14 protein-coding genes, 1 tRNA gene and 2 pseudogenes are annotated in these 12,992 nt (G+C 45.1%); 16 read left to right on the top strand and 1 reads right to left on the bottom strand.

Annotated features, from left to right (window positions below; all coding sequences use genetic code 11):
- Positions 1-67: 67 nt before the first annotated feature.
- The 13 genes and pseudogenes from E5329_RS19450 (at position 68) to E5329_RS30830 (ending at position 10,112) form a co-directional block, all read left to right on the top strand.
- Positions 68-139 (top strand) — tRNA-Asn (locus E5329_RS19450).
- 237 nt (positions 140-376) lie between these two features.
- Positions 377-430, top strand: a pseudogene (locus E5329_RS32240) (cysteine-rich KTR domain-containing protein); the annotation flags it as partial.
- Positions 431-466: 36 nt separating this feature from the next.
- Entirely contained in the window at positions 467-658 is a 192-nt protein-coding gene (locus E5329_RS19445; protein ID WP_275443488.1) for a hypothetical protein, read from the top strand.
- A gap of 358 nt (positions 659-1,016) precedes the next feature.
- Positions 1,017-1,499 carry a hypothetical protein gene (locus E5329_RS19440; protein WP_135991025.1) on the top strand — a complete coding sequence of 161 codons (483 nt, stop codon included), beginning with the start codon at positions 1,017-1,019 and terminating at the stop codon, positions 1,497-1,499.
- Between the two features lie 15 nt (positions 1,500-1,514).
- Positions 1,515-3,695, top strand: a complete 2,181-nt coding sequence (locus E5329_RS19435) for an NHLP family bacteriocin export ABC transporter peptidase/permease/ATPase subunit (RefSeq protein ID WP_135991024.1) — start codon at positions 1,515-1,517, stop codon at positions 3,693-3,695.
- Positions 3,696-3,714: 19 nt separating this feature from the next.
- On the top strand, positions 3,715-5,916 hold the full coding sequence (locus E5329_RS19430) for an NHLP bacteriocin export ABC transporter permease/ATPase subunit (RefSeq protein ID WP_135991023.1): 2,202 nt from the start codon (positions 3,715-3,717) through the stop codon (positions 5,914-5,916).
- Between the two features lie 144 nt (positions 5,917-6,060).
- Positions 6,061-6,387, top strand: coding sequence for a hypothetical protein (locus E5329_RS19425; RefSeq protein ID WP_135991022.1), 327 nt, complete (start codon positions 6,061-6,063; stop codon positions 6,385-6,387).
- Positions 6,388-6,515: 128 nt separating this feature from the next.
- A complete protein-coding gene (locus E5329_RS19420; RefSeq protein ID WP_135991021.1) occupies positions 6,516-7,913 on the top strand; it encodes a radical SAM/SPASM domain-containing protein in 1,398 nt (465 codons plus the stop codon).
- Positions 7,910-8,098: a hypothetical protein gene (locus E5329_RS19415; RefSeq protein WP_135991020.1), complete on the top strand. Its 189-nt coding sequence runs from the start codon at positions 7,910-7,912 to the stop codon at positions 8,096-8,098. Before E5329_RS19420 ends, E5329_RS19415 begins: the two co-directional genes overlap by 4 nt.
- Positions 8,091-8,579: an RNA polymerase sigma factor gene (locus E5329_RS19410; RefSeq protein ID WP_168356696.1), complete on the top strand. Its 489-nt coding sequence runs from the start codon at positions 8,091-8,093 to the stop codon at positions 8,577-8,579. The genes E5329_RS19415 and E5329_RS19410 overlap by 8 nt, the downstream gene beginning before the upstream one ends.
- A 284-nt stretch (positions 8,580-8,863) precedes the next feature.
- Complete coding sequence (locus E5329_RS29945; RefSeq protein ID WP_168356695.1) at positions 8,864-9,028, top strand: hypothetical protein; 165 nt, start codon at positions 8,864-8,866, stop codon at positions 9,026-9,028.
- A gap of 96 nt (positions 9,029-9,124) precedes the next feature.
- On the top strand, positions 9,125-9,457 hold the full coding sequence (locus tag E5329_RS19405; protein WP_135991018.1) for a hypothetical protein: 333 nt from the start codon (positions 9,125-9,127) through the stop codon (positions 9,455-9,457).
- A complete protein-coding gene (locus tag E5329_RS30830; RefSeq protein ID WP_330572257.1) occupies positions 9,438-10,112 on the top strand; it encodes a DUF3737 family protein in 675 nt (224 codons plus the stop codon). The genes E5329_RS19405 and E5329_RS30830 overlap by 20 nt, the downstream gene beginning before the upstream one ends.
- A gap of 204 nt (positions 10,113-10,316) precedes the next feature.
- Here E5329_RS30830 and E5329_RS19395 read toward each other — a convergent pair whose 3' ends face one another.
- The gene (locus E5329_RS19395; RefSeq protein ID WP_275443485.1) at positions 10,317-10,877 is read right to left on the bottom strand and encodes a transposase; all 561 of its coding nucleotides are present in this window, start codon (positions 10,875-10,877) and stop codon (positions 10,317-10,319) included.
- A 234-nt stretch (positions 10,878-11,111) separates the two neighbouring features.
- Between E5329_RS19395 and E5329_RS19390 the strand changes: the two are divergent.
- From E5329_RS19390 to E5329_RS32845, 3 genes and pseudogenes are all read left to right on the top strand, one after another.
- A pseudogene (locus tag E5329_RS19390) lies at positions 11,112-11,723 on the top strand (oxidoreductase).
- A 76-nt stretch (positions 11,724-11,799) separates the two neighbouring features.
- Positions 11,800-12,792: a PTS transporter subunit EIIC gene (locus tag E5329_RS19385; RefSeq protein ID WP_135991029.1), complete on the top strand. Its 993-nt coding sequence runs from the start codon at positions 11,800-11,802 to the stop codon at positions 12,790-12,792.
- Positions 12,761-12,991: a PTS glucose transporter subunit IIA gene (locus E5329_RS32845; protein ID WP_330572256.1), complete on the top strand. Its 231-nt coding sequence runs from the start codon at positions 12,761-12,763 to the stop codon at positions 12,989-12,991. The genes E5329_RS19385 and E5329_RS32845 overlap by 32 nt, the downstream gene beginning before the upstream one ends.
- Position 12,992: the final 1 nt, after the last annotated feature.

The raw sequence follows: 12,992 nt of genomic DNA, 5'->3' as shown, positions 1-12,992 counted from the left end.
AAAGATGGAAGGAAGAGATGGATTGTCCTGTATGGATTTTTGAAGGTATATGAAAGTAAGAGAATAATCCTCGATAGCTCAATGGTAGAGCACGCGGCTGTTAACCGCGGGGTTGTAGGTTCGAGCCCTACTCGGGGAGCTTGAAAAACCTTGTAAACATCGGTGTTTGCAAGGTTTTTTGTTACTGATTGTTCCATTTTGATTATTATCAAGCTTGGGAGCCACTACTATAATTTCTGGATTTTATTGTAACAAATATACATCCACAGAAAACAGATACAGTATTAGAGGTTGCTGCGGGGACTTGTGCCTGCGGATGCTCGTTTGCGCCATTAGTTCAGAATGTAACTTGCCTTGACATGACTTCTGCAAAGACACAATTCTGTTAAATTACCCCTTATACTCTCCTAAATGCAAGCAAGTAACCAGAGTAAAATACGATGCCGAAATAAACAGCTTAAAAACTATGATGGAGAGTATTGAAAAGCAGCAAATTGGAAAGTGTTGGCAACAGGAGTTAATGGAAGATATAAAGAAAGCGGTTGACGAACTTATTAGCGGTATTGAATATGAAGATGAATTTTACACGCAGCTACTAGGCAAGATGGTTGTCAATGATACTGGAAGCTTCCCCGCACACAGGGCGAAAAAGCGGTAGCCCCTGAAATATTCCATTTACTGTAAAGAAGTATGATGGAAGTGAGAATGTAAGGGATGGAGGGAAGCCTTATTTTATCGAGGTTAGAGGTACGGAGAGGACGATAACTATATAGGGCATTGCTTCAATGGGATTTGATATACCAGGTTAAAATATGCCAGACCTATTTGTTTCATTGTGGACAAGTAGGTCTGATTTTATGTAGTAAACCACACAAGTATAAGAATTGAAGTTGCTCGACCTAATTTGCTTGTTTTTTATGGGTTGAAAAGATATAATGTAAGCCAGAGCTGCTTTTTCACAGTTTGATTTAAATTGAGTAATAATTGTATTAAAATATAAAAAATTGGAGGTTGGCATGAAGTATAATGAAAAACATATTTTTCGTAAATCAAGTATTGACCGCGTCGCCTCTCCCGATCAGCTAAATGATTATATCCGCGTATCCAACCCGAGCGTATGGATGATGCTGGCGGCGGTGGTTGTTTTGCTGGCGGGAGTATGCGTATGGGGAGTTTTCGGGCGTCTTGAAAGCAAGATCCTCTCCGCAGGGACATGCGAAAACGGCGTTTTTATCTGCTATGTTACGGAGGAAGACGCCGCTAAGATTAAACCGGGAATGCTGGTAAAGGTAAACGGGAATGATTTTGCTGTTTCTGAAATTTCCCCAAGGCCAATTGCTGTAGGTGCGGATATGGAACCCTATTTGATGCATCTTGGAGGTTTTTCCGAGGGTGAGTGGATGTATGAGATAATTGCAGATGCGGATATCCCAGATGGTACATACAAGACTGAAATCGTTACAGAAAGCGTGTCGCCGATGTCGTTTATACTGAATTGAGAGGTGAGCCTGAAGATGGATACGAAAAAGATAAAACAGCCTGTCAGAAACGGTAAGGTGAAAGTTCCTATGGTAATGCAGATGGAAGCGCTGGAATGCGGCGCGGCTTCTCTCACGATGATCCTTGCATATTTTGGGAAATGGATACCGCTTGAGCAGATACGCGCCGACTGCGGCGTATCGCGTGATGGCTCAAACGCAAAAAACATCCTAAAAGCAGCGCGCAGCTATGGTTTGGTTGCAAAGGGCTATCGTTATGAGCCGGAGGGTTTAAAAGAGAATGGAAAATTTCCCTGTATCATTCATTGGAATTTCAATCATTTTGTCGTGCTGAACGGCTTCAAGGGCGGCAAGGCATATCTTAACGACCCTGCAAAAGGGAATTATTCCGTGCCGATGGAAATATTTGACAAGTCTTTTACCGGGATTTGCCTGATGTTCGAGCCTTCGGAGAGCTTCGAGCCGGGCGGAAGCCCCAAAAGCATAATGAGGTTTGCAAAAAAACGGCTGAAAGAGGCCAAAACAGCAATGGCGTTTGTGGCATTGACAACGCTGATTACCGCTCTGTTGGGAATTATCACCCCGGCATTCTCGCGGATTTTTATGGATAGGCTACTTACCGGTGAAAACCCAGAATGGTTTTTGCCGTTTATTTTCGCGCTTGGAGGAATAAGCGTGATACAGCTCATTGTGGAATGGATTAAGGCTGTTTATTCGCTGAAAATAAACGGTCAGCTTTCGGCAGTCGGAAGTACCGATTATATGTGGAAGGTTCTTCGTATGCCGATGGAATTTTTCTCCCAGCGCATGGCGGGGGATATTCAGCAGAGGCAGAGAATGAACGCTTCGGTTGCACAGTCATTGGCAGAGACTTTTGCGCCGTTGGCGTTAAACACGGTCATGCTGGTGTTTTATTTTGTTGTGATGCTTCGCTACAGCCTGATTCTCACGCTGGTGGGGGTGGCTTCCATCGTAATCAATTTTGTGGTCTCAAGGATTATATCCAATAAGCGCATGAACATTACCCGGGTACAGTTGCGCGACGCGGGAAAACTCGCAGGAGCTACTGTGACGGGGATTGAAATGGTCGAAACAATCAAGGCCAGCGGCGCAGAGAATGGATTTTTCGAGAAATGGGCGGGCTATCAGGCGAGCGTAAATACCCAGCAGGTGCGTTTTGAACGCCTAAATCAGTATCTTGGCATGATTCCTGAGCTTGTGTCGTCACTGGCGAATATCGCCGTGCTGATACTCGGAGTTTATTTTACAATAAATGGAAAGTTTACAGTGGGCATGATCATGGCATTTCAGGGCTTTTTAGGTTCTTTTACTGCACCGGCGCAGACGTTGATTTCGGCGGGACAGACGCTCCAGGAAATGTGCACGCAGATGGAGCGCGTTGAAGATGTGATGGAATACCCAACGGATGTGAATTGCAGCAGAGATGGGATTTCAGAGGATGCGGAGTACAGCAAATTATCGGGCAACGTGGAACTTAAAAATGTCACGTTCGGCTATTCGCGCCTTGCAGAACCTCTGATCAGGGATTTTAATTTAACGCTCAAAACCGGCAGCCGCGTGGCGTTTGTCGGCACATCAGGCTGCGGAAAATCCACGCTGTCAAAGCTGATTTCGGGGCTTTACAAACCCTGGGAAGGCGAAATCTTATTTGATGGGAAGCCCATAGAAAAAATAGACAGAAGCGTTTTTACCGGATCGTTGGCGGTGGTCGACCAGGATATCATTTTGTTTGAGGATACAATCGCAAACAATATCAAAATGTGGGATGATTCGATAGAGGATTTTGAGGTAATCATGGCGGCCCGGGATGCGCAGCTTCATGAGGATATTATGCGGCGTGACGGCGGCTACAGTTACAAAATCACCGAGGGAGGCAAGGACTTTTCGGGCGGCCAGCGGCAGCGAATGGAGATTGCCCGCGTGTTAGCCCAGGATCCGACCATCATCATTCTTGATGAGGCAACTTCTGCACTGGATGCAAAAACGGAATTTGAGGTTGTAAGATCCATAAAAGACCGTGGAATTACTTGTATTGTTGTGGCGCATAGGTTATCGACCATACGTGACTGCGATGAAATCATCGTGCTTGATAACGGGGAAGTTGTAGAGCGCGGAACACATGATGAGCTGTACGCCAGAGGCGGCATCTACACACAACTTGTAACAAACGAATAAATAGGGTGGAAATAGGATAATGGGATGGTTTGACGAACAAATAAAGCAGCGTAAACAAAACGATCAGGATGTTTTTACAGACGCCTTTATCAACATTGCCGGCGCAGTGATGGGCAGCCGTGTTTCAGCCGCGCTGAATGACGAGCGGCAGCAGACGAAAAACGCCTTTGACGAGATATTAAGATTTTATCATATAAATACGAAAGATATTCCCGACAATATCACGGACAGAAATGAACAGCTTGAATATTTGCTCCGCCCGCATGGAATCACGCGCCGCACGGTAACGCTCTCGAAAGGCTGGTATAAAGATGCAATCGGAGCAATGCTGGGAATACGTAAAAGTGACGGGATGGTTGTCGCGCTTATCCCTACGGGGTTTTCTGGCTATAGTTATAGGGATATGGAAACCGGAAAATATGTGAAAATAAACGGCAAAAACCAGGAGCTTTTTGAGGAAGAAGCGATAGCTTTTTACAAGCCGCTGCCGCTGAAAGAGATTGGGATTTCGGATTTGATGCGGTATATTCTGGGAACGCTTTCTCCCGCTGATTTTGTGATGACGGGCGCGTCAGCGCTGGCGGTAACGTTGATCGGAATGCTATCGCCGAAGCTTAATAACCTGTTGTTTTCACGTGTTATCGAGGATGGCAGCACACAGATTTTGCTTGCGATTACTGTGTTTATGATTTGCGTGACGCTCAGTTCCCTGCTGATAAACGGCGTGAAGTCGCTGATTATAGCGCGGATAAACACCAAAATGAGTATTTCGGTTCAGGCTGCAGTCATGTCTCGCTTAATGTCACTGCCCGCAGGGTTTTTCAAGAATTACAGTTCAGGAGAATTATCTGCGCGGGCGCAGTGCAGCAATTCGCTGTGCGAGATGCTGGTGTCTGTAGCGCTGACGACAGGACTTACGTCTGTATTTTCACTTATATACATATCGCAGATCTTTGTGTACGCGCCCGCACTGGTGATGCCGTCGCTTATCATTACTCTTGCTACAGTGGTGTTTACAGTGGTATCGGCATTTGTGCAGATGAAAGTCAGCAAAAAAAAGATGGAGCTGTCCTCAAAAGAGAGTGGAATGTCCTATGCACTGATCTCGGGTGTGCAGAAGATTAAGCTTTCGGGAGCAGAAATGCGTGCGTTCGCACGGTGGGGAAACCTTTATGCCGAAGAAGCGCGGCTTGCCTACAACCCTCCGATGTTCCTGAAAATAAACAGCGTTATTTCAAGCGCCATTTCGCTTGCAGGAACGCTTATGATGTATTGGATTGCAGTATCGTCAAGAGTGTCCGTAGCGGACTACTATGCATTCAATACCGCTTACGGAATGGTTTCCGGGGCATTTATCTCGCTTGCGGGAATCGCATTGACTGTGGCGCAGATTAAGCCAATTATGGATATGGTAGAGCCGATTTTGAAGGCAGTTCCCGAAATTTCCGAGGGAAAGCAGATGATTACGCGGCTTTCGGGTGGCATCGAACTGGATAACGTTTCCTTCCGTTACAACGAAAATATGCCGCTTGTGATTGACGATCTGTCGCTGAAAATCCGTCCGGGGCAGTATGTGGCAATCGTGGGCGCAACCGGGTGCGGAAAGTCTACGCTTTTACGGCTTATGCTGGGCTTTGAATCGCCGCAGAAGGGCGCCGTTTATGTAGATGGAAAGGATATTGCGGCGGTGGACTTAAAGTCTTTAAGGCGCAATATCGGCGTGGTTATGCAAAATGGCAAGCTGTTTACGGGAGATATTTTCTCGAATATTATCATATCTGCACCGTGGCTTACTATGGATGAGGCTTGGCATGCCGCCGAATTGTCAGGCATTGCAGAGGATATTCGCCGTATGCCGATGGGGATGCACACAATGATTTCCGAGGGCAGCGGCGGAATTTCGGGTGGGCAGCGGCAGCGGCTGATGATTGCCCGTGCCATTGCACCAAAACCAAGCGTGCTGATGTTTGACGAGGCGACTTCAGCCCTTGATAATCTCACGCAGAAAACGGTTTCGGAATCGCTGGACAGTCTGAAATGCACGAGGATTGTTATCGCGCACAGGCTCTCTACCATCAAACAGTGCGACAGGATTCTGGTGCTTGATAAGGGAAAGGTTATCGAAGACGGGACATATGACGAGTTGATACAAGGAGGAGGTTTTTTTGCAGAATTAGTGGCCAGACAAAGGGTTGACGCTCCCGCAGAATTGAGGACCTGAAAAATTTTTTTCAAATTTATTGGCTCTTGGAGGTTTTGATTCGTATAAAAGAATAAGGACGTAAATCACGTCTATGATTATCAGTTTTTATACTGTAATCTGTAACAAAGCGTAAAGGTAACTTAATATCAGGAGGAAAGCGCTATGGAAAAAAAAGACCTTATTGAAAAGGCAACACAGACAAAATTTGACGAAGAACTTATTGCAAAGGCAAAACAGGCAAACTCTGTCGAAGAGCTTATGGCTCTCGCAAAGGAAAATGGTTATCTGATGGACGAGAAGAAGGCAGAAGTTTATTTTGAAAAGCTTCACAAGATGGGCGAGCTATCGGATGATGAGCTTGGCAATGTAGCAGGAGGCGGATGCCGTCCCAATCTTTGTCCCTTCTGCGGAGGTGACCTTGACGCCGTCAAATCACACTCTACTTTCAAAACTTTGTGTTGCCCATACTGCGGTAAGTTTGCATGTTGAACAATCATGGTGTGAAGGGAAGAGGCCCTTTTATGGCTTTCCCATACTGCGGTCCGTGGGGGCAGTAGGACAAATAATATCCGTATTTTGCGGCAGTTTCCGCAAATAATTATAAGGAGTGAATTGAGATGAGCCGGTACATATTAAATCCAGACATCGCCCTGCGCTCATGGCGGCTGGTGCCGTATGCGTATTACAGAAAGGGTGTCCGTTACGCGAAAGGATTGAAAAAGGAAGAGTTTGAATTCCTTTTGAAGTGCGACGGTAAAACGGAGTTTGAGAGGGAACTGCCGCTTGCGGAAAAATTTTTGGATATGGGATTTATTGCTCATGCAAAGGATGAGGGTATCCTGTCTGAATGGCAAAAACACCTCGACTGTGACAACCGCTATTTTCCTGCAATAAGCTGGATGATAACAGGGAAATGCAATTATAGCTGCCTGCACTGCTTCAACGCTGCCGATAACGCTCCCATAATGAGTGAGTGGACGATTGAGGAAGCAAAGAGGCTGATTGAGCAGGCGCAAAAGTGTGGAATCAATGCTTTTACGATTACAGGCGGCGAGCCTATGCTCCATAAGAATTTTTTTGAGATTGTGGAGAGTATTTACGCACACGGAATGTACCTTGAGGATCTGAACACGAATGGTTCTTTCCTTGACGAGACAGCATTGGAGCAATTTAGGAAAATCGGCTGTAATCCGCTGATTAAAATATCCTTTGATGGAATCGGACATCACGACTGGCTCAGAAACCGCAAGGGGGCGGAGGCGGACGCGCTTCGGGCAATCCGCCTGTGCGTGGAGAAGGGCTTCCGTGTAAAAGTGCAGACGAACGTCCATCGGCTTAATATCGAATCCATGCTACCTACAGCGGAAATGTTAGACGAAATGGGCGTGGATGAAATGAGGGTGATCCGTACTTCAGAATCACCGCGCTGGAAGGAAAATGCAGATGGTTCCTGTTTAGAGGTTGAGGAATATTACGAAAGAATGTTGGAATTTGCCGACAGATATATCAAAAAGAAACACAATATGAACGTAGATATCTGGCAGTTTCTTACGGTGTTTCCACAAACAGAATTTTATCGCCTGCGCCCCGTTGAATACATTGCCGGAGAGTACCGGGACAGTATGCCCGTATGCCGTGGGAACAGGGGGATGGTTGCGGTTGCAGCAGACGGAAATGTCTACCCTTGTATGCAGATGTCAGGGTATTTTAGCGCGAAGAACAATTTCCTGGGCAACGTTAAAAAAGAGGGACTGCAGCCAATTCTGCAAAAAGGGAGATATCTGAATGAGGTCTGCGCTACACTGGGGCAGTTGTCGGAGCACAATGAAACCTGCGCGGTGTGCCCTTATTTTAAACACTGTGGGGGTGGCTGCCGTGCACTGGCGCTCGCTATTACAGGTGATAAATTTGGCATTGATCCCGCAAAATGTCTATTTTTCCAAAAAGGTTGGCACAGGAAAATCAAGGAAACACTCCGGGGTTGGAAAGATATAGCGCCTATGGAGGGTGAATGATGGAAGAGGAATTACGGCGACTGTTTGACTTTCAGAAGTTTTCGGAGAATCTGCGTCTTGCTGAAATGTTGGATGAAACTGAGAAACGTTACGGCGAGGCGCTTTCAGATGAAGAACTGGAACAGGTGAATGCCGCGGGCGAATTTGCCCCGTTTGAAAGCCGGGAGGATAATTCCGATGACTGAACTGTACAAAAACACCGAATTTGAGCAGATTTATGCTAAGTTTAAGGATAAGGTGGCGCGATATATATATGGGAAAATACCGAACGAACAGGATGCGGAGGATTTGACTTCGGACGTGTTCGTCAAGGTTTTTAAAGGGCTTTCAGGATTTGATGAGACAAAGGCTTCCCTGTCAACATGGATCTATAGGATAACACAGAATGCCGTTATTGACTATTATCGTACGGCGAAATCTGTTTACGGGCTGCCAGAGGAACTTTGCTTTGAGGGAAACATTGATGAGGAAATGCTTAACGAGGAAATGCTCAAAAGCCTTGCAGATGCTCTCGGGCAACTCCCCCAGCGGGAACGCGATATCATTATCCTGCACTATTATAGCGGGAAAACGTTGAAAAGTATCGCAGAAATAATGGATATTTCATACAGCTATGTAAAGCTGCTTCATACAAAGGCCCTGAAAGTTCTGCGTGAAATAATATAGGCTCAAAGATCCTGACAGACATACTTCTAGTATGATAATAGATACATATTAGAAGTATGTGAAAGGGCGATCAAACATGGCAGGAAAAATAAAATAGCCACAAAATCACTGAAATAAAGGCACTTGGCGGTATTGAATACCATCAGATGCCTTTTTCTTTTTGCGTATTGTCTGGTACAGCGCCTTCGCGGCTTCTGCTATCAGGCGGACAGCGTCCGTTTCGCACAAAACAGTCTCATGAACGCTATGAGATTTTAATGGGGCTTTTGGATGAATCCGAAAGAATGGATAGGCCAGGTGTCCGTGATGCCCTTGACCGTGTGAGCAAAGACAACTTTGGGGAGTTTGAATCTACAGAGTGGAGTATTGTTTTTAACCAGACAGACGGGCAGGCAGCCTATTACCACAGGGAAAATTATAGAAAAGGTTATGCATTTACGATTGAATGAGCAGGAGGAAATGTTATGAATTATGCGAAGGTTTTATTGGATTTATACAGGCTGAAACGGGATGAAAAGAAATCATCTGCATAGATGAAAGGCATTTTGGCGGAGAAAAGACTGGCCCATGTGCAGTTTTATGTCTGTTTTGTAGATGAGCTCATGCCGGATGAGAGTACGGGGAAAAAACGCTTATTCTGGCGGGGGAGGTGGCTGTATGAGAGAGGCGCTGCTCGCAGGAAAGGATATCTGCAGGGAATTCCAGGGAAATACAGGGGGATGGTCTATTATTCTGAACCGAACCGTATCATCCCTTTTTATCAGGATGCAGAGGTTGCTGCTGAATATACTCCGGTGGGGTATTTTGATTATAAGGATCAGCTAAGTTTGCTGGAGGAACAGAGAGAGAGGAAGGTAATTGGTAATCAGAATCATTGAAAATCAGACTTTTGACATGGAAAGGGCTCTCTATGGGAGCGAAGGCGTATTGGTGAAAAGCTGTTCTTTTGACGGCCCGGCAGATGGGGAAAGCGCCTTTAAGGAATGTTCCGATATTGTGGCCGAAAACTGCTTTTTTAATCTCCGCTATCCGTTCTGGCATAACAATGGGCTTAAAATTTCCGGTTCTGAAATGAAGGAACTTTGCCGTGCATCTAGGCAAAGAAAAATCCCTCGACTTTATGCCATTGCGGTCGGGGATAATGCACAGGGTGGGACGCTTATTATAGGAAGAAATGATAATGGTGGTGTAAAAGGGATTCACAATGCTAAAAAGTTATTAGAAGATATTCCGAATAAAATTGTCTCTATGATGAATATTATTGCAGATGTAAATCTTATAGAAGAGAATGGATTAGAATCTATAGAAATTATTGTTGATAGCTATCCATCTCCAGTTAACTATAGAGGAAAATATTATTATCGCAGTGGTAGTACCATGCAGGAAATAAAAGGAATTGAATTATTAAAATTCCTTTATGAGAAGCAAGGGAAAACATGGGATAGCGTACCTATACCAGGAGAAACCGTAGATTCTTTGAGTAAGGAAGCATTACAAGAGTTCAGAAAAAATCTGTTTATAAAAAGCGGTTAAGTAAAATTGCGGTAGAGGTCAATGACAAATTATTGTTAGAGAATTCAAAAATTATTTGAGGGAGAGAATTTGATACGAGCGGCAATTTTAATGTTTCATCCTGATCCAGAAAAATGGGTAACAGGCGCATATATAAAAATTGGATATTTCGGAGATTCTGATTCTGATTTAAGGTATCAAGATGAAGTTCACGGGCCATTAATTTTACAAGCGGATAAAGCGATAGAGTTGATTTATACAAAGTATATGAAGGCTTTGATTGATTATGAGGGTTTGCAGAGAATAGAAACATATATGTTTCCTGTGTTTTTCTTTCTCATCCAGCTCCGTTTCTGCGTCACGGATGATGTCTTCCGCAAGATTGCTGATATAGATTGTGCTGTATATATCCTGCAGCAGCAGAATCGGCTTGGTCCCTGTGAAGTTCTCTATCTGCAGACGGTCTTTGAGCGTTTCGTATGCCGTTTCAATTCCCCATCTCATATGGTACAATTCCGCAATCCGTCGGCTGTCAAAGGTTTCCGATGGCAGATTTGTGATGAGCACTTCTTCCTTCCCTTCTGGTAACGGCACTTTGACCATGCGCAGGGTGATGTGCCCGAGTTCTTCCATCCGCTGTCCGATATCCGTTCCTTTATAATGGTTGATCCGGCTTTTGTCCAGACGGATGTCCACCCATGTGTCTGGAAAGGATAAAGAGGACTGCTCTTTTTTATAGTCACTGGATTTGAGGCGCGCAAGGAACAGAACCCCCTTCTCCATCATCCTGATAAGTGTGCGCCTTGCGGCGCACGTTTCTAATGGGTGAAAGTCCCTAATCCGCCCTAGTAGTGGGAAGGATACAGCCGAATGCCAAGGGTGTCCATCGCGAGGTGGAATCTGAAGGAAGGCGCAGGCAAATCTCTGGTCTGATGAACAGAAATCACATCAGGCTATAGTTAGGGATAAGGTTGCACTACAAACTAAAGTCCAATAACTACTCGGAACTAACTATAGTGAATGTGGCAGATATATGGAGAGAAAGAAACTACATATACTGAGAATACGAAATATCTGGCAGATGGCATTCATCGATATGGTTCGAAAGTATTTATTATGATCTCGACTATGTCAGGAAGATCCGGCATTCCTGAAGGGCCAGCGCCTTCTGTCCTTCCGAATGTATGGGATCCCAGGGAAGTGCAGAGAAAAATGACCGTAGAAGGGATCCATCAGTATGTAGAATGGTTTGCCATTGGCGCCAAAGCTGCCGGAATTGATGGCATTGAGATTCATGCAATTCATAAAGGATACCTGTTGGATTAATTTGCGATTTCCGCGTTTAATAAACGTACGGACGAGTATGGAGGATCCCTGAAGAACCGTCTGCGTTTTCCAATTGAGATTGTGCAGGCAATTAAAGAGATCTGTGGAAAGGAATTCCCTGTCTCACTGCGTTATTCTGTAAAAAGTTATACAAAAGCCTTTAACCGGGGAGCAGTTCCGGGGGAAAAGTTTGAAGAGTATGGAAGAGATTATGAGGAAAGCAGGAAAGTTGCCAGAATGCTTCAGGATGCAGGCTATGATATGTTAAACTGCGACTGGCATCTTTCACCTTTCTGCCAGTTATGATAGCTGTGACAGCGTCTAAACATTTTAAATGCAACCCTTATATTGATTGCTATGTGGTGTTGTCGGGCGCTGGTTAATGCCAATTGGGGTGCGATTGCCGCTCGGATTGCCGGGGGGGGGTGAAACAATAAAATTCCTGTTTTTCTCTATGGCTCAGACCACGTATACATCCACTGTCCTGCCGCCGTTGTTTTTGGTGCTGGTACTGGCTTATCTGGAACGTTTTCTGGGAAAACATTTGCCTGATGTACTCAAAGCGATTGGAACCCCGTTTGTATCTGCCATCATAATGATTCCTCTTACTATATTGGTTATCGGTCCCCTCTCCGATGCAGCGGCTAATGGTATTGCTGTAGCCTATAACTATCTGGCTCATACTGTTCCTGTTGTAGCTGGCGCTCTGGTAGGCGGTATCTGGGAAGTGTTTGTTATTTTTGGCGTTCACTGGGGCGTTACGCCAATGAATATCGCCAATTTCAATGCCAATGGATGTGACACTTTTCAGGCATTCCAGACTTGCGCAGTCGTTGCTCAGGCTGCTGCTTGTTTTAGCGTAGTTCTGAAAACCAAGCAAAAAGAGATGAAACGGGTGGCTTTCTCCTCTGGTTTGACAGGCATCTTCGGTATTACAGAGCCGACAATTTACGGCATAACCCTGAGTTTGAAGAAACCTTTCATTTGTGGTTGTATTGGAGGCGCTATTATCAGCTTGTTCCATACGATGTATTATGCCTATGCAGGACTGCCTGGTTTATTGACCACTGTTAATGCGATTAGTGATCAGAATCCCATGTCTTTCCCTGGTATGATGATTGGAACCATTGCCACGATTGTAATTACTATAGAACTGGTACTTATTATGGGTTGTGACGAAAAGACGACGGTCTCTGTTTCTGATAATGGCAGCAATACCGATCTTGAGTCCGTAAAAACTGCTTCAGCAGATCAAGAAGAAGAGATTGTTGTATACGCGCCCCTGAACGGAGAGATTAAGCTTATCAGTGAGGTTAATGATCCTACTTTTGCAGAGGGGTATTTTGGGGCAGGGTGCAGCAATCATTCCTTCTGAAGGCAAGTTGTACGCTCCTTTTGACTGTACTGTGGCAGGTCTATTTGATACGCATCATGCCATTAATCTGGAGAGTAACGGTGTAGAAATGCTCATTCATATCGGCCTGGAAACTGTTACTTTAAAAGGAAAAGGCTTTTCACCCAAGGTAAAGGACGGCGATGTGCTGCGGCGCATTACAGATGGCGTCCTTTCCTGAG

Source organism: Petralouisia muris, assembly GCF_004793545.1.
GTDB classification, from domain to species: domain Bacteria; phylum Bacillota; class Clostridia; order Lachnospirales; family Lachnospiraceae; genus Petralouisia; species Petralouisia muris.
Note: the sequence above shows the minus strand (reverse complement) of the source record. Positions and strands in the feature narration are given on the sequence as shown.

Bases quoted from the DNA above. Each gene is read 5' to 3' on its own strand.
- E5329_RS19445 (WP_275443488.1), top strand. From the start codon at position 467: ATGATGGAGAGTATTGAAAAGCAGCAAATTGGAAAGTGTTGGCAACAG.
- E5329_RS19440 (WP_135991025.1), top strand. From the start codon at position 1,017: ATGAAGTATAATGAAAAACATATTTTTCGTAAATCAAGTATTGACCGC.
- E5329_RS19435 (WP_135991024.1), top strand. From the start codon at position 1,515: ATGGATACGAAAAAGATAAAACAGCCTGTCAGAAACGGTAAGGTGAAA.
- E5329_RS19430 (WP_135991023.1), top strand. From the start codon at position 3,715: ATGGGATGGTTTGACGAACAAATAAAGCAGCGTAAACAAAACGATCAG.
- E5329_RS19425 (WP_135991022.1), top strand. From the start codon at position 6,061: ATGGAAAAAAAAGACCTTATTGAAAAGGCAACACAGACAAAATTTGAC.
- E5329_RS19420 (WP_135991021.1), top strand. From the start codon at position 6,516: ATGAGCCGGTACATATTAAATCCAGACATCGCCCTGCGCTCATGGCGG.
- E5329_RS19415 (WP_135991020.1), top strand. From the start codon at position 7,910: ATGATGGAAGAGGAATTACGGCGACTGTTTGACTTTCAGAAGTTTTCG.
- E5329_RS19410 (WP_168356696.1), top strand. From the start codon at position 8,091: ATGACTGAACTGTACAAAAACACCGAATTTGAGCAGATTTATGCTAAG.
- E5329_RS29945 (WP_168356695.1), top strand. From the start codon at position 8,864: ATGGATAGGCCAGGTGTCCGTGATGCCCTTGACCGTGTGAGCAAAGAC.
- E5329_RS19395 (WP_275443485.1), bottom strand. From the start codon at position 10,877: ATGATGGAGAAGGGGGTTCTGTTCCTTGCGCGCCTCAAATCCAGTGAC.
- E5329_RS19385 (WP_135991029.1), top strand. From the start codon at position 11,800: ATGCCAATTGGGGTGCGATTGCCGCTCGGATTGCCGGGGGGGGGTGAA.